This is a genomic window from Mesorhizobium sp. C264A, assembly GCF_040324515.1.
Lineage (GTDB): Bacteria > Pseudomonadota > Alphaproteobacteria > Rhizobiales > Rhizobiaceae > Mesorhizobium.
In genome coordinates this window covers 496,448-517,241 of the sequence record NZ_JAMYVY010000001.1, presented here as the reverse complement: position 1 = coordinate 517,241, position 20,794 = coordinate 496,448, and the positions used below count along the sequence as shown (strand labels likewise).

General features: G+C 60.6%; 17 protein-coding genes. 12 read left to right on the top strand and 5 right to left on the bottom strand.

The window, feature by feature from the left end; all coding sequences use genetic code 11:
* Positions 1–23: 23 nt before the first annotated feature.
* The 4 genes from NKL04_RS02535 to cyoD are packed head-to-tail and all read left to right on the top strand — an operon-like array spanning position 24 to position 3,938.
* On the top strand, positions 24–845 hold the full coding sequence (locus tag NKL04_RS02535; protein ID WP_352723228.1) for a COX aromatic rich motif-containing protein: 822 nt from the start codon (positions 24–26) through the stop codon (positions 843–845).
* Between the two features lie 2 nt (positions 846–847).
* A complete protein-coding gene (gene cyoB, locus NKL04_RS02530) occupies positions 848–2,848 on the top strand; it encodes a cytochrome o ubiquinol oxidase subunit I (RefSeq protein ID WP_032910044.1) in 2,001 nt (666 codons plus the stop codon).
* Entirely contained in the window at positions 2,845–3,531 is a 687-nt protein-coding gene (locus NKL04_RS02525; protein WP_023668027.1) for a cytochrome (ubi)quinol oxidase subunit III, read from the top strand. The genes cyoB and NKL04_RS02525 overlap by 4 nt, the downstream gene beginning before the upstream one ends.
* Positions 3,528–3,938 (top strand): cytochrome o ubiquinol oxidase subunit IV, encoded by a 411-nt coding sequence (gene cyoD / locus NKL04_RS02520; protein WP_023668026.1) that lies wholly within the window; start codon positions 3,528–3,530, stop codon positions 3,936–3,938. Before NKL04_RS02525 ends, cyoD begins: the two co-directional genes overlap by 4 nt.
* A 69-nt stretch (positions 3,939–4,007) precedes the next feature.
* On the opposite strand, the gene NKL04_RS02515 is transcribed toward cyoD, so the two are convergent.
* Entirely contained in the window at positions 4,008–7,337 is a 3,330-nt protein-coding gene (locus NKL04_RS02515) for a DEAD/DEAH box helicase (protein WP_023696344.1), read from the bottom strand.
* Positions 7,338–7,647: 310 nt separating this feature from the next.
* Between NKL04_RS02515 and NKL04_RS02510 the strand changes: the two genes are divergently transcribed.
* The 3 genes from NKL04_RS02510 (at position 7,648) to NKL04_RS02500 (ending at position 9,112) form a co-directional block, all read left to right on the top strand.
* The gene (locus tag NKL04_RS02510) at positions 7,648–8,487 is read left to right on the top strand and encodes a Crp/Fnr family transcriptional regulator (RefSeq protein WP_245260969.1); all 840 of its coding nucleotides are present in this window, start codon (positions 7,648–7,650) and stop codon (positions 8,485–8,487) included.
* 19 nt (positions 8,488–8,506) lie between these two features.
* Positions 8,507–8,743: a DUF6894 family protein gene (locus NKL04_RS02505; RefSeq protein ID WP_023668023.1), complete on the top strand. Its 237-nt coding sequence runs from the start codon at positions 8,507–8,509 to the stop codon at positions 8,741–8,743.
* Positions 8,744–8,935: 192 nt separating this feature from the next.
* Entirely contained in the window at positions 8,936–9,112 is a 177-nt protein-coding gene (locus tag NKL04_RS02500) for a hypothetical protein (protein ID WP_023700016.1), read from the top strand.
* A 186-nt stretch (positions 9,113–9,298) separates the two neighbouring features.
* Here NKL04_RS02500 and NKL04_RS02495 read toward each other — a convergent pair whose 3' ends face one another.
* From NKL04_RS02495 to NKL04_RS02480, 4 genes are all read right to left on the bottom strand, one after another.
* On the bottom strand, positions 9,299–9,691 hold the full coding sequence (locus NKL04_RS02495) for a response regulator (RefSeq protein ID WP_023700015.1): 393 nt from the start codon (positions 9,689–9,691) through the stop codon (positions 9,299–9,301).
* Between the two features lie 242 nt (positions 9,692–9,933).
* Positions 9,934–10,464: a DUF1003 domain-containing protein gene (locus NKL04_RS02490; RefSeq protein ID WP_023681128.1), complete on the bottom strand. Its 531-nt coding sequence runs from the start codon at positions 10,462–10,464 to the stop codon at positions 9,934–9,936.
* Positions 10,465–10,484: 20 nt separating this feature from the next.
* Positions 10,485–11,543 carry an alpha/beta fold hydrolase gene (locus NKL04_RS02485; RefSeq protein WP_023700014.1) on the bottom strand — a complete coding sequence of 353 codons (1,059 nt, stop codon included), beginning with the start codon at positions 11,541–11,543 and terminating at the stop codon, positions 10,485–10,487.
* A gap of 128 nt (positions 11,544–11,671) precedes the next feature.
* The gene (locus tag NKL04_RS02480) at positions 11,672–11,926 is read right to left on the bottom strand and encodes a hypothetical protein (RefSeq protein ID WP_023700013.1); all 255 of its coding nucleotides are present in this window, start codon (positions 11,924–11,926) and stop codon (positions 11,672–11,674) included.
* Between the two features lie 220 nt (positions 11,927–12,146).
* Here NKL04_RS02480 and NKL04_RS02475 point away from each other — a divergent pair, with 220 nt between their 5' ends.
* From NKL04_RS02475 to NKL04_RS02455, 5 genes are all read left to right on the top strand, one after another.
* Positions 12,147–15,299, top strand: coding sequence for a GAF domain-containing protein (locus NKL04_RS02475; RefSeq protein WP_352723226.1), 3,153 nt, complete (start codon positions 12,147–12,149; stop codon positions 15,297–15,299).
* Positions 15,300–15,665: 366 nt separating this feature from the next.
* The gene (locus NKL04_RS02470) at positions 15,666–16,634 is read left to right on the top strand and encodes a manganese catalase family protein (protein ID WP_023681124.1); all 969 of its coding nucleotides are present in this window, start codon (positions 15,666–15,668) and stop codon (positions 16,632–16,634) included.
* Between the two features lie 142 nt (positions 16,635–16,776).
* On the top strand, positions 16,777–17,826 hold the full coding sequence (locus NKL04_RS02465) for a chemotaxis protein CheB (protein ID WP_023700011.1): 1,050 nt from the start codon (positions 16,777–16,779) through the stop codon (positions 17,824–17,826).
* Positions 17,827–18,148: 322 nt separating this feature from the next.
* Entirely contained in the window at positions 18,149–18,883 is a 735-nt protein-coding gene (locus NKL04_RS02460; RefSeq protein ID WP_502898378.1) for a heme-binding protein, read from the top strand.
* Positions 18,880–20,757, top strand: coding sequence for a methanol/ethanol family PQQ-dependent dehydrogenase (locus tag NKL04_RS02455; protein WP_031209100.1), 1,878 nt, complete (start codon positions 18,880–18,882; stop codon positions 20,755–20,757). Before NKL04_RS02460 ends, NKL04_RS02455 begins: the two co-directional genes overlap by 4 nt.
* Positions 20,758–20,794: the final 37 nt, after the last annotated feature.

Genomic DNA, 20,794 nt, shown 5'->3' with positions numbered 1-20,794 from the left:
GCGTCGGCAATCGCACGATCCTTTTGAACTCGCTGGCGGTGATGCTGGTGATCGTTGTTCCCACGCTTGTTGCACTTCTGGCATTCGCCTGGAAGTTCCGCGCCTCGAACAGCAACGCCCGCTATAACCCGGAGTTCACCTATTCGGGACGCGTGGAGTTGATCGTCTGGTCGATCCCGACGCTCACCATCCTGTTCATTGGCGGTCTGATCTACTACGGATCGTATCAGCTCGATCCGCGCAAACCGATCCCTTCTAGCCAGCCGCCGCTCGACATTCAGGTGGTGGCGCTCGACTGGAAATGGCTGTTCCTCTATCCCGAGCAGGGCGTGGGCGCTGTCAATCAACTGGTTATCCCCGCCGGTGTTCCAGTGCGTTTCAAGTTGACCTCGGCCAGCGTGATGAACACGTTCTTCGTGCCCCAGCTTGGCAGCATGGTCTACGTCATGAACGGCACGCAGACCGAATTGCATCTGCAGGCCGACCGCGAGGGCAGCTTTTTCGGCCAGTCGGCGCACTTCAGCGGCGACGGCTTCTCGGATATGAATTTCAGTGTGAGCGCGGTTTCAGCCGATGCCTTCACCCGCTGGGCGTCATCGCTGCGTGGCGGGGGCGGCGTGCTCAACGCCAACGCCTATCGCGAACTCGCCCGGCAAAGCACAAATGTGGCGCCGGCTTCCTTCGGTCATGTCCAGCCTGGGCTGTTCGAAGCGGTCGTTCAGCAGACGCTCCCACCGGGTCCGGGGCCTGCTGAGAGCGCAGCCAGCGGCGAGCCACAGGTGAGCCCAAGGGCATTACCCGCGGCGGCGGCAACGATGACCCATCATCCACAAGGCGCAGAATGACGATGCTGGGCAAGCTCGACTGGTCGGCCGTTCCTTTCGATCAACCTATCCCCCTCGGCGCAGCCCTTGGCGTCTTTCTGGCAGCAGCCGCCGTGCTTGGCTGGATAACGGTGAAGGGCTACTGGCCATATCTGTGGAGCGAGTGGATAAGCTCGGTCGACCACAAGCGCATCGGCGTGATGTACATTGTGCTGGCGATGCTCATGCTTCTTCGTGGTTTTATCGATGCTATCATGATGCGCACACAACAGGTGCTGGCGATTCACGGGCCGGGCTACCTCCCGCCGGAGCATTACGACCAGATCTTTTCCGCGCACGGCACGATCATGATCTTCTTCGCCGCGATGCCGTTCATGATCGGCCTGATGAATTTCGTCGTGCCGCTGCAGCTTGGCGTACGCGATGTCGCTTTTCCGACGCTCAATTCCGTCAGCTTCTGGCTGACGGCTTCCGGAGCCCTGCTGGTCAACATCTCGCTTGTGGTCGGCGAGTTCGCGCGCACCGGCTGGCTGCCCTATGCCCCTTTGTCGGAAACCGCCTACTCGCCGGGCGTCGGTGTCGATTATTATCTGTGGGCGATCCAGATCTCCGGCGTCGGCACGCTGCTCACCGGCGTCAACCTGGTGACGACCATCCTCAAGATGCGGGCGCCGGGAATGGGCTATCTGCGAATGCCGATGTTCTGCTGGACCTCGCTCGCGTCCAACCTGCTCATTGTCGCAGCCTTCCCGATCCTTACCGCCACGCTCGCAATGCTGACGCTGGACCGGTATCTCGGCTTCCACTTCTTCACCAACGAAGCTGGTGGAAATCAGATGATGTTCGTCAACCTGATCTGGGCGTGGGGCCATCCCGAAGTATACATCCTGGTGCTTCCCGCCTTCGGAATCTTTTCCGAGATTTTCTCGACTTTTTCATCGAAGCCGCTGTTCGGATACCGTTCGATGGTCGCGGCCACGATGTTCATCTGCATCGTCTCGTTCATGGTCTGGCTGCATCACTTCTTCACCATGGGTGCCGGAGCGGACGTTAATGCCGCCTTCGGCATCGCCACGTCGGTCATTGCCGTGGGAACCGGTGTGAAAATCTACAACTGGCTCTTCACCATGTATGGCGGGCGCGTTCGTTTCGACACGCCGATGCTTTGGGCATTGGCTTTCGTGACCACCTTCACCGTCGGCGGCATGACTGGCGTCCTGCTTGCCGTCCCGCCGGCCGACTTCGTGCTACACAATTCGCTTTTCCTCGTCGCGCATTTCCATAACGTCATCATCTCGGGCGTGTTGTTTGGAGCATTCGCCGGCTTCACCTACTGGTTCCCCAAGGCGTTCGGTTTCCGTTTGCACGAAGGCTGGGGAAAGGCGGCATTTTGGGTCACCTTGGCCGGCTACATGCTGGTCTTCGTACCGCTCTATATTGTCGGTCTGCTCGGCATGACGCGGCGCCTGCAACATATCGATATGGACCTTTGGGCACCGTGGCTGGTGGTGGCCGCTTTCGGCGTGGTGGTGATGATCGCCGGCGCGGCGCTGCAGATCACACAGCTTTTCGTTTCGGTCCGGCATCGCGACAAGTTTCGCGACGAAACCGGCGACCCGTGGGACGGGCGTTCGCTGGAGTGGTCGACATCTTCTCCTCCTCCTGTCTTCAATTATGCACGGCTGCCTCACGTGGAAGACGAAGAGCCCTACTGGAGCATCAAGCAACGAGGGATCGAACAGAGCTCGGACGAGGAAAAGGCATATGAGCCGATCGAGATGCCTCGCAACAGCCCGACTGGCTTCGTCACCGCCTTCTTCAGCACACTGATCGGCTTCGCGCTGATCTGGCATATATGGTGGCTGGCGATCGTCGGCTTCATCGGCGCCTACGCAACCTTCGTCGTATTCGCCTGGCGCGATCATGGAGACTACGAGATCCCTGTCGACGAGGTCGCCCGCATCGATCATGACCACAAGGCAGCCCAGTTTGCCTGGCTGCGCGGGTGGGAGCGCCCGGCATGAGCGATCACGCATTCTCCGGCGACATCAGCGCCGGCACCCAGGCACGTGACCCGTATCGGCTTAATCACACCGGTCGGCATGCGGTGCGCTCTGCGACGGGCCACGGAGAAGGCGGCCCGGCCTCAAAGTTCGTCACGGTGACCTACGGCTTCTGGATCTTTCTCCTGTCCGACATCATCATGTTCTCGGCATTTTTCGCCACCTACGCCGTGCTCGCCAAGGCAACCGCCGGCGGACCGACAGGCAAGGATCTGTTCGAACCGACACGGGTTGCGGTCCAGACGGGCCTTCTGCTCACTTCGAGCTTCACCGGCGGCGTGGCAACACTCGCCACCCGTCGCAGATCAATGGCTGCCACGCAGTTCTGGCTTCTCGTCACGGGGTTGCTCGGGGCAGCGTTCCTGTTCCTGGAACTACAGGAGTTCGCGGCAATGATCGGCGAGCAGGCAGGCCCCTCGCGCAGCGCATTTCTTTCTGCCTTCTTTGCGCTCGTTGGCTGCCACGGTGCCCACGTCGGTCTCGGCCTGCTCTGGCTGGGAACGATGATGGCGCAGCTGTGGGTCAAGGGCTTTCGGCCCGACATCTTGCGGCGGCTCCACTGCTTCGGGCTCTTCTGGCACGCCCTCGACATCATCTGGGTTGCCATCTTCACCCTGGTCTATCTGCTGGGAGCATCGTCATGACCGAGTTCGAGAGCAAGACCGGCGAGTTGCAGGACCGCCGCGATTCAGCGCCGGGCGAGGAACACATAAGCGAGCACGAAACGGCTGGGGGCCTCTCGGGCTATGTGCTCGGCTTCGGCCTGGCTATCCTGCTCACGATCGCGTCATTCCTGGCGGCGCGAACCGACCTGATTTACCAGCCCGCGGTCATCTCGGCCCTGGTGGTGCTCGCCGTTGCGCAGATGGGCGTGCATCTTGTCTTCTTTCTGCACCTGACCACCGGGCCGGACAACACCAACAACATCCTGGCGCTGGCCTTCGGCGTGCTGATCGTCGCGCTGGTGGTTCTGGGCTCTATCTGGATCATGGCCCATCTGAATGAAAACATGGCTGCCATGACACCCCATCAAGCCGGAACCATGCCTTGAACGCTCCCCGCGAACGCACGGCCGCCCGCAGCGCCATTCGCACGGATGGCCCAGGAGACAAAAGGCTCGTCAGATCTCGTGCTTTGGCTGGGCTGCGCGTAGGGCATCAAGCGCTAAGCGAACCGCATCGATGCCTGAGACGCTGGGCTGGATAGGCCTGAAAATCAGGCGGCCGTTCCGGTAGTCCAGGCCCAACGCCTTGCTGTTCCGCCATTGGGACGCCGACGGCTTGTTCCGAGGGGTGATCGCGATGGCCTCGGGACCGACATCGACTTTGCCGACGCCCAATTCCGACGCTGCTATTCGCAACCTGGTAAATTCCAGCAAAAGGGCTACTTCGCCAGGCATGTCTCCAAAGCGGTCCTCGAGCTCTTCGCTGAATGTATCGAGGTCCGGCTCCGAACGGATGCGGGAGAGCCGCGCATAGAGGCCAACGCGCACCGTAGGCTCGTCGACATAGCTCTCGGGAAAAGCCCCCTTTCCCGAGCCATTGATCTCGGCAAGTTGCTTGCTGAAGTTGGCCCCTCCGCCAGCCGCCGAGACCGCCCGCTCCAGCAAGTGCTCGTACAAGCCCACTCCGATCAGCTTCATATGCCCGGCCTGGTCTTCGCCGAAAAGATCTCCGGCGCCACGCAGGTCGAGGTCTCTTTGACTGATTGCCAGGCCGGAGCCGAGCCGATCGAGCGCAAGCATCGTCGAAAGCCGGGCCCTGGTGCCGTCGGCCAGTTCAACGCCAGGCTGGGTCAGAAGAAACGCAACGGCCTGCACCGCCCCCCTTCCGACCCGGCCCCGCAACTGGTGCAACTGCGCCAGACCGAACCGGTCGGGGCGCCAAACGATGATGGTGTTGGCCCGCGGCACATCGAGGCCGCTCTCGATGATGTCGGTGCTCAACAAAATGTCGCCATCACCGTCGGCGAATCCGACCATGACTTCGTCCAGCTGTCTCCCCTTCATTTCACCATGCGCCGTCTTGACCCCGAGTTCCGGCACCAGTCTGTTCAGCTGGTCACAGGCCGGGGCAATATCCTCGATCCGCGGGACCACGAAGAAGCTCTGTCCACCCCGGTGAAATTCACGCAGGAGGGCCGCGCGCACCGATGCTGGATCGAACGCTGCCAAGATCGTGCGAACGGGACGTCGTTTGGCGGGCGGAGAGTTTAGAACGCTGACGTCCTGGATGCCCGACAACGCCGATTGCAGCGTCCGGGGTATCGGTGTGGCGCTCATGCTCAGCGTATGGAGGCGAGGCGTCATGGTCCGCAGGGCCCGCTTCAACTTGACCCCGAACCGGTGCTCCTCGTCGATCACCAGCAGTCCAAGATTGGCGAAGGTGACGCTCCTGGACGCCAGGGCCTGAGTACCCACAACGACCGCAACCTGGCCGCTCCGCAGACCCTCTTTTGCCGCTCTCGCCTCCGCTGCCCCGACCATCCTAGAAAGGTGGGCGACCTGCAGGCCGGTTCCTGCGAAGCGGCGGCTGAACGTCTCATAGTGCTGTCGTGCCAACACCGTTGTCGGCGCTATGATAGCAACCTGTTTCCCGCAGAAAGCCGCGGCGGCGCAAGCACGCAGGGCGACCTCTGTCTTGCCGAAGCCGACATCGCCGCAGACGAGCCGGTTCATTGTTCTTCCCGACGAAAGATCATCGAGCACAGCGCGGATGGCGGCCGCTTGGTCGGGCGTCTCCGTATAGGGAAATCTCGCCGCAAAACGGGCCAAGTCCGTGCGGGAGGGCTTTATGATCTCGGCAGGCTGGCTGGACCTGATTTTGGCAAGACTCAAGAGGCGTTTGGCCAGCCTGTCGATCTCGCGCAACGCAGCTTCGCGTCGCTTCGGCCAGCCCTCGCCTTTGAGGCGATCAAGCGACACTGCCTCCGGTTCCGAGCCGTAGCGCCATATTCGTCCAAAGTCGTCGACCGGAACCAGCAAGGAAGCCCCGCCATGATATTCCAGTCTGACGACATCCTGTTGCTGGCCAGCCAACTCGACCTGTTCGACCGCGGCGAGCACGCCCAGGCCATGGTCTTCATGGACGACGACATCGCCAATGCGCAACTCGGGTTCGAGTATGCCCGTGGTCGCGCTCCCGCTCGCCTTTAACGCGGGCCCAAACAGGTCGGATGCGGCCACCACGGCGATATTGGATTGCGCGTCGACAAACCCTTCGTCGAGGACGAATTCAGCCTTGAGAACAGAGCCCCTCGCGGCCGAAAGGATTTGCGGCAAGTCGGCCGCTTCCTCTGCCCGCCGGCCTAGTCTCCTATCGAGCAGGCGATCTGCTCGCTGCAGTTCAGAGGCATCGCCGGTGAACACTACTCTGACTCCGGCACTCGTCTGCCCTCTGATGAATTCCGCGAAATCATGCCCGGGTCGGGCCTGGCGGAAGAATTTGGGAACTCCCACGGCAGAAACGGCTAGTCTCACGCAGCAGCGGTTAAGCAGAGCAGCGTCCCACTCTTCACGGGATAGGTAAAATCGTCCCGGCAAAGGTTTTTTCGTTCCGGCTGCCTCCTGCCTGGCACGACGTGCATCCTCGACCAGATCCAGAATTCTGCCGAGCGGCTGCCCGTCGGTCCCTTCAAGGAAGGAGATCGAAGCGCTGGATGCCGCATCGAAGACGGATGGCATAGCGCCATACGATGCGACCAGGCGCTCCTCCATCGACGTCGTGCGCATCGCTGTCAACTCAGGATGCTCACCAGCTTTAAAGATCAGCTCGGATGCCGGTCCGACCGTAATCGAGTCTCGAACCTGATCGCTGAGCTGACTGAGCGGGTCGTAGGTCTTGAGCTGCCGGATGCAGGCATCGGGATCAACGATGACGCGAACGGGGCCATCCGCGCCAGCAGGGAAAATATCGATGAGATCGCCCCGAAAGGCTATCTCACCCGGTTCGTCGACCCTCTCGTCGACGACATAGCCAATGGCTTCGGACCAGGTTCTAAAATCGTCACGGTCGAGCTTTTGTCCCACCTCCAGAATTGTGAAACCGCCAGCGATGACCGGAGCAGGCGGCACCCGCTGCAGAATGGCTTCGAGCGACATTACAGCGATGCGCGGGCGATCCGGCTTCGTTGCGATCTCACGCAACGCACGAAGCCTTCGCCCCATATTGGCGCGTGTGGGCCACACCCTGTCGTAAGGCAGGCAATCCCAGGACGGCAGCAAGATTATATCCGCGTCAGGCAGGAACTGACGCAAGGCGCCGGCGATCTCCTCGGCACTGCGTTCCGAGGGAGCTATATGGATGATGTGCTTGTCCCGACTGGTCTCCAGGCCACGGGCCAGCGCTACCGCGATTGCTGAGGATGGCGGTCCGCCGTGCTCTATCGCAAACCCGCTGTCATCCGTGTGATCGATTTGTTCGACATCCGTCCGCGAAATATGCCTGTTCACTGAAATCTCACCTTGCCACTGAGACAACGTCAGCGGAGCCACCCCGTTCCTGGCGGCGCATCAAAGAGTTCCAGGACGGGCTGCGGGTGCAGCCCTTGAAATTGGGGGGAGCGACTGGGTCAAAGCTGCGCCGTGATCGGCGAACTCCTGGGGCTGGCTGCCCAGCGGGACAATTTCTAACCGAGCCTATGTCATAGGTTAATGCATTGCTGCCTGGCTCACCTATGGCTGTCCTAAAAAACTGGTGCTTGGATCATTCCGGGATCTTCAACCACCCTCGACGCTGGCAAAACGCTCCAGGCATGGGACCATGCCGCACGGCGGCGCTTTCTGCCGCCGCGCATATGTCCCCATGCCAGTCGGAACTTTTGGCGCGGATAATAGTTCGATCACCAACATCAGCCAGGTAGTCAATTTGTTCCCCACCTCATCCTCGGATGTACTCATTCGCAAGCTTCAGACCATCTCGGATCTTCGAGAGGCCGACATCGGCGTTCTGAAAGGCATTCCGATCCAGGAGAAGGAATATTCGGCCAACCACGATCTGGTGCGTGAGGGCGACCGTCCTGTTTACTCGTTTGTCGTTCTTGATGGCTTGGTCGGTTCCACCAAACATACGGGCGAAGGAAAGCGACAAATCACATCATTCTTCGTCGCCGGCGACATTCCTGATCTGCATGGGCTGCATCTGTCGGTCATGGATTGTAACTTCTCGACCCTTACGCCGGCGCGAATAGGTTTCATGCGGCATGACACCCTGCGTGCCGTTTGCGACCAGCACCCTCGCATCGCCACCGCTTTTTGGCGGTCGACGTTGATAGATGCCGCGATTTACAGGGAGTGGGTCATCAATGTGGGAAGACGCGAGGCATACACCCGCATGGCTCACATCCTGTGCGAACTGATTTTTCGCTTGCGCTCTATGGGGCGCATTGAGGATCACGTGGCGGATATTCCCATTACACAGGCGGCCCTTGGCGATGCACTGGGTTTGTCCACGGTCCACGTCAACCGGATGCTCCAGGAACTACGACGCAGAGGTCTCATTGCCACCTCGGGATCAAAAGTTCACGCACTGGACTGGGCTGGCCTCACTCACGCAGGAGATTTCGACACGACCTACCTGCACCAAAGGAACCCCGCAGATTAGCAGTGACGGAAGCTCTCCGATGGCACGATTTTTCTTCGACAGCGGCGATGGCGATCTCATCTTCGAGGACGAAATAGGTGTCGAATGCGCTGGCCTCGAGGAGGTCCGCCGCGCGGGATTCGAGGGCCTTGTCGACCTCACGAGAGAGTCACTGAAGAGCGTCGACGGGCAGCAATTGTTTATCGAAGTGCGCGATGAAAATGGCGCCAAGATTTTGCGGCTAAGCCTCTCGCTTCGGGTAAAATCGAACGTATAAATTTGCACCCTACGCGCAGCGTTAGGCGAGCGGACTGGGACTGCAAACATCCACTGGCATGTCGTGTCTCAAAACCAGGGCCACTTTTGAGCGACATGCATTAACCCATAGATTGTGCCTCGATTTGTGTACAGGACGGGGAACCATCAAAGAGCCGCCGAGTTCGTCCAACGGACAAGCTCGGAATCTAACATGGAAGAAATCGGCAAGGCACAACAAAAGGTCATAGCCCGCCTCATACGGGAGTGGATTTCATCGGACGCCAATCGTCGCCAGCTTCGCCAGTTGCTGGATCTGCCGACAGATACGGACATGCCCAGCGAGCATCGGTCATTGCTTGACGAACTCGACCGAAAGCTCAACCAATGAGCGCCCCTGCTTTCGGGAGGGCTTCCGAGTGGATGCGAGCCGGTGGCGAGGGAAAGGAGCTGAGGTCGACATCTGGTTGAGGCCGCCGACATTTGACCGAAGCAGACGCGAACGCTTTACGCGGGGACGGCGCCGATTGGCCGAAGAAAGAATGTTCGGTGGTTTCGTGGAGCCGCGGTCGGATTCCTAGAGGTGAGTTTCTGCACCTTGCTGCGCGTTTAAAAGTTGAGAAACGGCAGTTATGATCTGCGGCAGAAAAAAGGGCTTGGTGATCATTATGCTGTTGGGCACGCCTTCCGCTCCCCAGTGTACCGCGCTGTCGCCACTGATATAGACAACCGGGATGGTCGAGTTGGACCTTCGCAAGTGCCGAGCGACCTCCCACCCCGACTGTCCTGCTCCCAGACGGATGTCCGTGAGCACGGCCTTGAACTTGGTCGGATCGGGGTCGAAAGCCGCCAGCGCGTCGGCGGCACTCCGAGTGCCGACGACCTGGAAGCCGGCCTCCTCCAAAGCTGACTCGAGGTCGAGCAGGATCATTGTCTCATCTTCGACGATCAGAACAGCACCTTCGCTCATCCGGAATCTCCCCAAGCCGCCACCGCTAATACGAGTTCGGCGTCAACTTGGTTCCATCTGACGCGCAGCAGCCTGTTGGTATCGAAGCTCTACGCTGCCTCGATTGCGCGGCGGACTTGTGACGTGGGGAAGCCACCCTGGAAAAGGCCGACACCGGCTTAGCTGCTTCGACAGCCTTGGACAATGAGGCTGAATTACAGGTTGTAGCCGACGCTTAACCGTTGCCGACGAGGTCGCTTTGATCAAGCGTTCTCCTGATCTCCAGAAGCTTGCTGGATCTGCGTCATCACCTTTTGGGGATCCACATTCTCGGCGAGTTCCGGCAGCTCTTTGTCGGCCGGGGTCGAGATATTCAGACGCGCCGTCAAGGCAGCCACCATCTCGATCAGCCGCGTGGTTTCATGTTCGTTCAGAAGGCTGATCTGCAAATCCAGTTCGGCTCGGCGCTCGCTGTGGGCGGCCATTCTGTTCTGATTGATCAGCACGAAAGTAGACAGGAAGATTGCCTCAACCGAGGCGACCATGGCCAGGATCACGAAAGTCGGGTCCCAGGCTGGGACGGCTGGTATCGCGCCAAGGTTCGCGAGGACCCAGACGACAAGAATTGCAAGGTGCAGATAGACGAAAGTCATGCTTCCCGCGAAGCGCGAAACAGCGCCGGCGACCCACGCTTGAACGCCTTGGTGCTCCTCTTGCTGCCGCCTGTGCTCGACCAGGGCCTGTATGTTCTGGTGGAGCACCGACTGCATGTCGGCTGGACGTTGGTCGCTCATTTGAAAGCCCCGTTTGGAGATCATTCCGTGCAAGCGGCGTCGCTTATCGCCGGTGGCTCCCGCGAGGCCGGATCTGCCTTGAACTCGTCGGCACACGACTTGGGTCGCTGCCGACGGCCCGCTTGGAACAAGGCGTGCCGTCCTGCAATAGTGTGCACCATGCCGACCACTGCCTGCGGGGCGCTCTGATGAACCATATGGCCGGCGCCCGGAACCACCTCAAGGAGAGACCCACCGACTTCCGCGTGCAAGCGTCGTGCATCGCGTTGCGCGTCGAACAACCGGTCCCCGGATCCCGCCATGATGCCGGTGGGCACGGCAATGTCCCTATAGTTGGCTTTTCCCAAGAGGGACGCGGCCAGCATCGATGCTGTCTCCAGAGAAACCGCCCGCAGTTGGGAAGGGCGGCTGGCGACATCTTTGGCCAGTGCGGCGAAGTCGCCGGCGACGACGGCGGGTTTAAAGATCTTCTCCATTGCCCAATGCCAAGCAAGCCTTACAAGCGGGGGCAGCAAGGTGTGACGAAACGCGGTGCCGATCACAGGCAGTGCAGGGAGTGCGGCCAGTGCAAGATCCAGCCGCGGTGGCGGATAGTAATAGCCCGAGACCAGCACGATGCCGACGACCGATTGAGAATGCCTGCGCGCCAATTCGAGGGCGATCCAAGCTCCCCAGGAATGTCCAAGCACGAGGTATTTCTCTATACCCAGCCCGCAGGCCGCGGCATGTATAAGGTCGGCTTGGTCGCGAGCGGACCAACGCCGGCCGCGCGGCCGTGAGCTTCGCCCAAAACCGGGACGATCAAATGCAAGCACCCGGTAGGTCTTTGCCGCCTCATCGAAGATGCCGCTCGACTTGAAATCCTCCGCCATGGATCCATTGCCATGCAAGAGAAGGAGCGGCATGCCGGTTCCGGCTTCGATAAAATGCAGGCGCACACCATAGATCTCCATCACACGTCCGCACGCCCGGCCGGCAATCGCACGTTTGGCGCGGATGGCGTTGTATGCCGCCAGCGCCGCCAACGAGGCCGCGAGCAACCCGGTCGCGAGTTTCGGTCCATCTCTGTCGAACGCCATGCCCGTGCCTGTTGGAAACTATCTCCCGACCCCAACTCTCGGGGCGAAAGCTTGTTCCGCCAGACAAGACAACGCTGTACAACCGGCTCAAGCGGCTAAAGTAGGCCTTCTCCACGGAGTTGGGACCGTTAAGCTTGGGCAGCGCTGCTGCCTCCCATTTTCCAATCACCCTGCCAACGTGCGCGCACGGCAATCATCAGCATGGCCGCTTCCGTCATCCCGGTCTGGAAAAGTCTGACCAGCTCTCTCGCGATGGATTCTGCCGCGGTAGTGTCCGACGAAATCTCAAATTCCTGACACAGCGCGTCGAAGACCGACCGAAGCGTTCTCAGGTCGTCTGGATAGAGAGCGTCCGTATTCGTAAGAATGGGTCGGTCAAGCATCAAACGTCTCCAAACGAGTGAAGTGCGGTTCGGGCACCCAGCCAGCGGGAGCTCGTCAAGTGCCCGCTGGTTTCCCCTTTATCCGCCACAGCGCGCCAAGCTGTCATTAACCTATGACCGGTGCGGCGTGTTCGGCTGACCGGCCCGCCAAAGAAACTGCCGTCCCGCGGGGAACTCTTGGCCGCAGACTGCATTTAAGTCCGGGCAAAACGGGGACGAAATGGGGGCCACTTCAAGCAATCCGCGATCTGAACTGCAGCGCTTCGAGCTTTTGGCAGCGCTGGGCGACCGTATTCGCGAGATTACGGATCCCGCAGAACTGGCCTACGCAGCCGCGGAACTGCTGGGGAACCATTTTGGCATCAGCCGAGCCGGATACGGCACGATCGATCTAGAGAAAGAAACGATCACCATTGACAGGGACTGGAACGCGCCAGGCATCAAAAGCCTGGCTGGGACGCTGAATTTCAGGAACTACGGCTCGTATATCGAGGATTTGAAGCGAGGCGAAACCGTTGTCTTTGAAAACGCCGAGACAGATCCGCGAACCAGCAGCCATGCGGAGGCACTCAAAGCCATCAGCGCCCAATCCGTCATCAACATGCCCGTTACCGAGCATGGCGGGCTGGTGGCGCTGTTATACCTGAACCACTCCGCGCCCAGACGCTGGGCGACGGAGGAAGTAGCCCTCATTTCGGCAGTCGCGGACCGGACGCGTACGGCGATAGAACGCCTTCGCGCCGAACTGGCCCTCCGTGAGAACGCCGAACGCCTTGCTTTTCTCGACCGCCTCGGCAGGGAGATAGCCCTCGCGGCCGACGCCGATGCTGTCATGCAGATCACCACTCGGCTCCTCGGCGAACATCTTGGCGTCTCGATTTGCGCCTATGCCGACATGGAGCAGGACCAAGACCATTTCACCATCCGCGGCGATTGGAGCGCACCTGGCTCGCCCAGCATCAGGGGATATTACAGTCTTGCCGATTTCGGTCGCCTGGCTGTCACCAACCTCAGCGCCAACAAGCCGCTTATCATCAACAACAACCTTGAGGAAATTGCTCCCGAGGAAGCGAAGACCTTTCAGGATATCGGGATAACGGCAACCATCTGTATGCCTTTGGTCAAACAAGGCCGACTGACTGCCCTGATGGCCATCCACGACAAGCAGCGCCGCGTCTGGTCGCAACGCGAACTGTCCTTGCTGACCGAGGTGACGGAGCGGTCCTGGGCTCACATCGAGCGCGTTCGCTCGGAACAGGCGGCACGGGCCAGCGAGGAGAGGCTGAGGCTTGCCACCGACGCGGCCGCTATTGGCACCTGGGATTACGATCCCATCAGCGGAGTGCTGCGTTGGGACGACCGGTGCAAAGCCCTTTTTGGTTTGCCGCCGGACGCGGAGGTGACATATGAAAGCGCCTTCCTGGCGGGCCTCCACCCGGAAGATCGCGCACGGGCCGACGAGGCCGTACGCCAGTCGCTCGCGCCGGGCACCCCCTCCCGCTACGACATCGAATACCGGACGATCGGCCTTCGGGATGGCAAGGAGCGCTGGATTGCCGCAACGGGGGAAGCGCTTTTCCAGTCCGGCCGTGCGATCCGCTTCATCGGCACCGTGGTTGATGTCACCGCGCGAAAGCGGGTGGAGCATCAGCTTCAGTTGATGAACGCTACGGCGGCAGCCGTGGCGGCCGAGCTTGACGTGGAGCGAATTGTCCAGACGGTAACCGATGCCGGCGTCGTGCTGTCGGGCGCACAATTTGGAGCTTTCTTCTACAATGTGATCGACGACAAGGGCGACAGCTATGTGCTCTACGCCCTTTCGGGGGCACCTCGTTCTGCTTTCGAAAACTTTCCCATGCCGCGCAACACCGCGGTGTTCGAGCCCACTTTCCGCGGCACAAGCGTGGTGCGTTCCGACGATATCCTCACCGATCCGCGTTACGGAAAGAACTGGCCCCGCAAGGGAATGCCGGAGGGCCATCTGCCGGTGCGTTCCTATCTCGCCGTGCCGGTCGTCTCGCGTTCGGGCGAGGTCCTGGGCGGCCTCTTCCTTGGTCATTCAGAGACCGGCGTGTTCGCCGAACAGCAAGAAGCGGCCTTGCTGGGGCTTGCCGGCCATGCCGCGACGGCCATCGACAACTCCCGGCTGTTCAAGGCGCTGCAGACACTCAACGGCACGCTCGAACAACGTGTCAAAGATGAAGTTGCGGAACGCGCCAGAGCAGAAGAGCACCTGCGCCAAGCCCAGAAGATGGAAGCTGTCGGACAGCTCACCGGTGGCATCGCGCACGACTTCAACAATATGCTGGCCGTCATCATCGGCGGCCTGAACCTTGTGCAGCGCAAGCTCAGAAACGGCGATACCAACGTCCACCAATTCGTAACCGGCGCGATCGATGGAGCACAACGTGCCGCAGAACTTACCAGGCGACTGCTCGCCTTTTCCCGCCAGCAACCACTGGCGCCGAAGCGGCTGAATCCAAATCGCCTCGTCTCCGGTATGAGCGAATTGCTGAACCGGACGCTTGGCGAGACCATCCAGATCGAGACCGTGCTCGCTGCGGGCCTATGGCATGTCGAGGCCGACGCAGGGCAATTGGAAAGCGCGCTGCTCAACCTTTGCGTCAACGCAAGGGATGCCATGCCTGCTGGCGGCAAGCTGACGATCGAGACATCAAACGCCCACGTCGACGATCGCTATGCCAGGGAGAACGCGATCCCCTCCGGTCAGTATGTGATGATAGCGGTCACCGATACAGGAACGGGCATGACTGCTGATGTTGTCGCAAGAGCCTTCGATCCGTTCTTCACCACCAAGGGGGTCGGCAAAGGCACCGGGCTGGGACTCAGTCAAGTCTATGGGTTTGTTCGCCAGTCCGGCGGCAGTGTGAAGATCTATTCCGAGCAGGGCATCGGAACCACCTTGAAAATATATTTGCCGCGCTCGCACCACGGCGTGCTCGACAGCCAAATCGACGTCGTGGCAGGCGAGCACCCCGGCTGTGCAGACGAGATCATCATGGTTGTCGAGGATGAAGATCGCGTCCGGCTGACGGCGGCGGAAGCGCTGCGGGAACTGGGCTACTCCGTGCTGGAAATGCAAGGCCCACGCGACGCGCTGGCGGCCATCGAAAGCGGGCAAGTGCCGTCGCTTTTGTTCACCGACGTGGTGATGCCGGAGATGTCGGGCCGGGAGCTGGTGGATCAGGTCAAGACAATGCACCCGTCGTTAAAAGTGCTCTACACCACCGGCTACACACGAAATGCGATTGTCCACAACGGCACGCTCGATTTCGGAACCGAACTTTTGACCAAGCCCTACACGATCGACGAATTGGCAGAGAAAGTCCGGAAGGTGCTGGATCGAAAGTGAACGGGCAACAGCCCGCGACGCTGGCCGTGTGACCGAACCCGGCGTTTGCCGCATAAGGTGTGCGGCGAAACGGGCCGAAGGTGTCGACACCGACATCGTATTAATATGGCCCGGCTTCACTTTTCCGAGCCAGTATCCCTCCAGATTTTGTCTACCTCTTGCCCATCCGCGGCCTTGCTCATTGCCGTGATGGCGCAGCACGATCGAAATCTCGTTGCCGCCGGTCACCGGTCGGAGAATAAATGCCGCCTCTGGCTCCCTGCGATGCTCAACACTGAAGTTGCCGTAAAAATGCTCGCTGGCCGATGGCCGGATGGAACAATCAACTTGCCGGGATGTTCGGATGATCTAACCGGAGAGATGTCCATGTTCATGCACAACAAGCGCCTGCAATACACCGTTCGCGTCTCGGAGCCGAATCCTCGCCTGGCCTGCATGATCATGGAACAGTTCGGCGGCGCCGATGGCGAGCTTGCAGCGGCCATGCGCTATTTCACGCAAGGGCTTGGCGAGGACGATCTTGGCCGTCGCGACATGTTGCTCGATATTGCGACCGAAGAACTCAGCCATCTCGAAGTGGTGGGATCAATCGTCACCATGCTCAACAAGGGGCTTAAGGCACAGCTGGCCGAGGGCCAAATGAAGGAAGCGGACCTTTACCTGATGATCGGCGCCAGCGGCACAACAGCCAAGGAATCAATTCTGTTCGGCGGCGCTCCCGCGCTGTGCGACTCAGCCGGCGTTCCCTGGACCGCGGCCTATGTCGATTCGCGCGGTGAACCTACGGTGGATTTGCGATCGAATATCGCGGCCGAAGCTCGCGCCAAGATCGTTTACGAACGCCTCATCAACATCACCGACGACCCGGGAATCAAGGACGCGCTCGGCTTCCTGATGACCCGCGAGATCGCGCACCAGAAGTCGTTTGAGAAAGCACTCTACGCGATCGAAAACAATTTCCCTTCCGGCAAGCTCCCAGGCGTAGAGAAGTACGCCAGCATGTATGTCAACACCTCTCAAGGCGACGGCGATGTCGCTGGCCCATGGAATTCCGGCGAAGAGTGGGATCGGATCGATGACCTTGAAGAGGTGATGCCCGTCGACGGCGGAGACGGCCTGGCAACTGTCAAGCTGGGGGCCAAAGACATGAAGGTGGTGGCCAGGATGGCCGACCGTACGCTTTCCGATCCGGCTTCCGATCCGACAACAGGCGCTGATCTAGGAGCGGGCCCGGGAGCTGGCCGTACCAAGAACGCCGATTTCGGCGGCGCGGCAAGCATTCAGGAGGCCCCGGCCGTGGCAGAGGCTGCTGTCAAACGCGCACGTAGGCGTTAGTACAGAGCCGACATCATTGCGGGCATCTATGTTCCGCGATGCGGCCGGAAGCTAACACCGACGAAGGCAGGGCGCCCGACCAGCAACGGACTTGGCCGGAGCGCTCGCATCGACATCTGTGCTGAATGTGGGTGAAGCAACCATGGCCACCGCCGCACCACGATCAGATTCGGAGCGTGCGGGCCAGCCGGACAAGGTCCGTCCCGACGGTTGCAAGAACCGGTGCATCGTGACAATCGGAGCATCGGCCGGCGGCGTCGACGCGCTGAAGAGACTTGTCCGCGATCTTTCGCCGGACATCCCGGCGGCTCTCCTCGTCGTACAGCACGTTGGTCCCACGAGTTACCTCGGCGACATTCTCGGTCGCGCTGCCAACATGCCCGTTGCAAATGCCTCCAACGGCATGAAGGTTAAAAACGGGCACATCTTCGTTGCACCGCCCGGAGCTCACCTTCTGTTACATGACGATCATATGCTGCTGCGGCGCGGGCCGCGCGAGAACCTGGCGCGCCCCGCCATCGACCCCCTGTTTCGATCGGCGGCCTGCAGCTTTGGCGGCAGCGTGATCGGCGTCGTGCTCACAGGCAGCCTCTCCGACGGCACCGCCGGCCTGCACGCAATCAAGATGTGCGGAGGCGTCAGCGTAGTCCAGGACCCCGGCGACGCCGCAGTACCCGATATGCCGCTGAGCGCCTTGCAGAATGTGGAAATCGACCATTGCGTCCCTCTGTCCGAAATGGCTGGCCTGTTGCACAGGCTTGCTTCCGAAATCGCAGGGCCGACACCAGAAATCCCGTCCGGCATCCGCCTTGAGGCAGCGATTGCAGCTCAGGAGCACAGCACAATGGAATTGACCGAAGGCCAGCTTGGCGCCCCCTCGACATTTGTCTGCCCCGAATGTCATGGCCCCCTATGGGAGATAGAAGACGGGCCGATTACCCGTTACCGCTGCCACACCGGACATGCGTTCGGAGCAGACGTTTTGATGCAGGCCCAGGCTGACGATGCGGAGCAGGCTCTTTGGAGCCTTTTAAGAGCGCACCAGCAGCGGGCTGAGTTGGCGAAACGTACGGCAAAACGCGAAGCCGCGCGGGAAAGACACAGCCTGGCCAGTCAAATGGCTGCGCGGGCCGCGGAATACGAAGCCGACGCGAAACTTATTGAAGAGATCATCCATCGTCGAACGCCGTGACAAGGCAACAGCGTTTGTCAGGGCGGGTACGTCTGCGCTGTCCCGATCGCGGTTTTCCCGGATCAGCCGCGTTGCCTCACCGCTTGGCCTGTGGCCACGGGTGTCCAGGTCCCATGCTTTGATTGAACACCTGCACCCAAATCCAACTGCATGAATTTTATGCAAAGCAGGAACATAGAAGCATTACGCGAGTTAGGCACTGACGCATTGGACGTATCCTCGCATTCTGCGGTCTGCCGGGGTGGTCCTTGTTATGTAAACGAATGCCAGGACAATGTATCGCTATCAGCTTTTCGTACCTCTTTTTGGCCTGCTGTTGCTGATGGGTGGCCTGTTCCACGGGCACGAGGCCATGGCGCAGGAACCCTGTCCGGCCGACCACGACAAGCTGCTTGCAGCCCTCAAAGCCAACGTGAAGGCAAGCGGCGGACCAGCCAATGGCGGCTTTGAAACCAACGAATGGGCAGCCATCGTTGCCCGTGACGGCACTGTCTGCGCGATTGCGTTCAGCGGCCCCACCCCCGACTCGCAATGGCCGGGAAGTCGGCTCATAGCAGCGGAGAAAGCCAACACGGCCAACGGTCTCAGCCTGGCTCAGATGGCCCTCTCGACGGCCAATCTCTATGCGGGGGTGCAGCCCGGGGGGCCGCTATTTGGCCTGCAGGAGACCAATCCTGTCAACCAGGCCGCGGCCTATACGGGCGATCCCAAAACGTTCGGAAGCGGCGGCGACCCGCTCGTCGGCAAGCCGATCGGAGGCGTCGTGGTGTTTGGCGGCGGACTTGCCCTCTACGACGGCAAGAGCATTGTCGGCGGCCTCGGCGTTTCAGGCGATTCCTCATGCGCCGATCACAATGTCGCCTGGCGTATCCGCGCGGCGCTCGGCTTCGACAAGGTCCCGGCAGGCGTCAATCCAAATCGCAAGGATGCCATTGTCTACGATCTGGACCCCGGCGGCAAAAGCGCTTCGGGCTGGGGCCATCCGCTTTGTGCCGGAACGGAGGCCGACATCGCGGCCGAACTCGGCGCCGGCGTGGGAGGCTCGATCAATAAATGAAAGCTATGCCGCAGTTGGCATTAACGCGCGTTGACGTAGAACGACGTACCCGCAAATTGGCAGCCGGGAATTCCTTTGGCGCTATCCTTCTGGTGACGCTGCTCGCCTGCCAGCTGCTTCTGGGCGCTGCGTCCGAGCCTCCTAAAACACCAGCGATCGTACCGCCAGCCGCAGCTTCGCCACCCGATGACGGCCAATGGACGATGCCGGCCAAGAACTACGCGTCGACGCGCTTCAGCGAACTCTCCGAGATCAATGAAGGCAACGTCAAGAACCTGCAGGTCGCGTTCACGTTCTCGACAGGCGTGAACAAGGGCCAGGAAGCAGCGCCGCTGGTCGTCGGCAACAACATGTATATCGTGACGCCCTTTCCCAACTTCGTCTATGCGCTCGATCTCTCCAAGCCCGGCGCCCCGATAAAGTGGAAGTACGAACCCAATCCCGAGCCGGCGGCACAGGGGGTGGCCTGCTGCGACGTCGTCAACCGAGGGGTGGCATTCGCCGACGGGCGAATCTTTTTCAATACGCTGGACGGCCACACGATTGCCCTTGATGCGAACACGGGCAAGCCGATCTGGAACACTCATGTCGGCAACATCAACATCGGCGAGACCATCACCATGGCGCCGCTTGTGGTGAAGGGCAAAGTGCTGGTCGGCAATTCCGGCGGCGAGATGGGCGTTCGCGGCTGGGTAAAGGCGCTCGACGCCGGCGACGGTCATGTCGTCTGGATCGCCTATAGCACCGGGCCGGACAAGGACGTGCTGATCGGATCGGACTTCAAGCCGCACTACGACATGGACAAAGGCAAGGATCTTGGCGTCACAACGTGGCCGCCGGAAGCCTGGAAGATCGGCGGCGGCAACATGTGGGGCTGGATTTCCTATGATCCCGATCTGAACCTGATTTTCCACGGCACCGGCAATCCCGGACCATGGAATCCGGATTTGCGGCCGGGCGACAACAAGTGGACGTCTGGCATTTTCGCGCGCGATCCCGACACCGGCGCGGCGAAATGGTTCTATCAGTGGAGCCCGCACGACCTCCACGACTATGACGGCATCAACGAGCAGATCCTGCTCGACATGACCTGGCAGGGCAAGCCGCGCAAGGTGCTGATCCGGCCGGAGCGCAACGGCTATCTCTACATCCTCGACCGGACAACCGGCGAGGTGCTGTCGGCAAAACCCTTTGGTCCCGTAAACTCCAGCAAAGGTGTGGACCTGAAAACCGGTCGACTGATCGTAAATCCGGACAAGAAGACCGGCACCGGCAAGGTCGTTCACGATATCTGTCCGACGGCGTCGGGCCTCAAGGACTGGCAGCCTTCCGCGTTCTCGCCGAAGACCGGCCTGCTCTACATCCCGCACAACAATCTGTGCATGGATGAAGAAGGCGTCGAGGTGAACTACATCGCCGGCACGCCCTATGTGGGCATGAACGTCCGCATGATACCAGGGCCTGGCGGTAATCGCGGCGCCTTCACCGCCTGGGACATCGCCGCGGAGAAACCCGCCTGGAGCCTCAAGGAGAATTTCCCGGTGTGGAGCGGCGCGGTAGTGACCGCCGGCGACGTTGTGTTCTATGGCACGATGGAAGGCTGGTTCAAGGCGGTTAGCGCCAAGACCGGAGACCTGCTTTGGCAGTTCAAGACCTCGTCCGGGATCATCGGCCAGCCCATCACCTATCGCGGTCCCGACGGGCACCAATATGTCGCCATCCTCTCAGGCGTCGGCGGCTGGGCCGGCGCCATTGTATCGGGCGATCTTGACCCGCGTGACGCCACCGCCGCGCTCGGTTTCGTCAATGCCATGAAGGATCTGAAGAACGCGACAACCTCGGGAGGCACGCTTTATGTGTTCCGGCTGCCTTGATGGATTGTACTTGACCGTAGGTCCGGCGCGAAAGGCG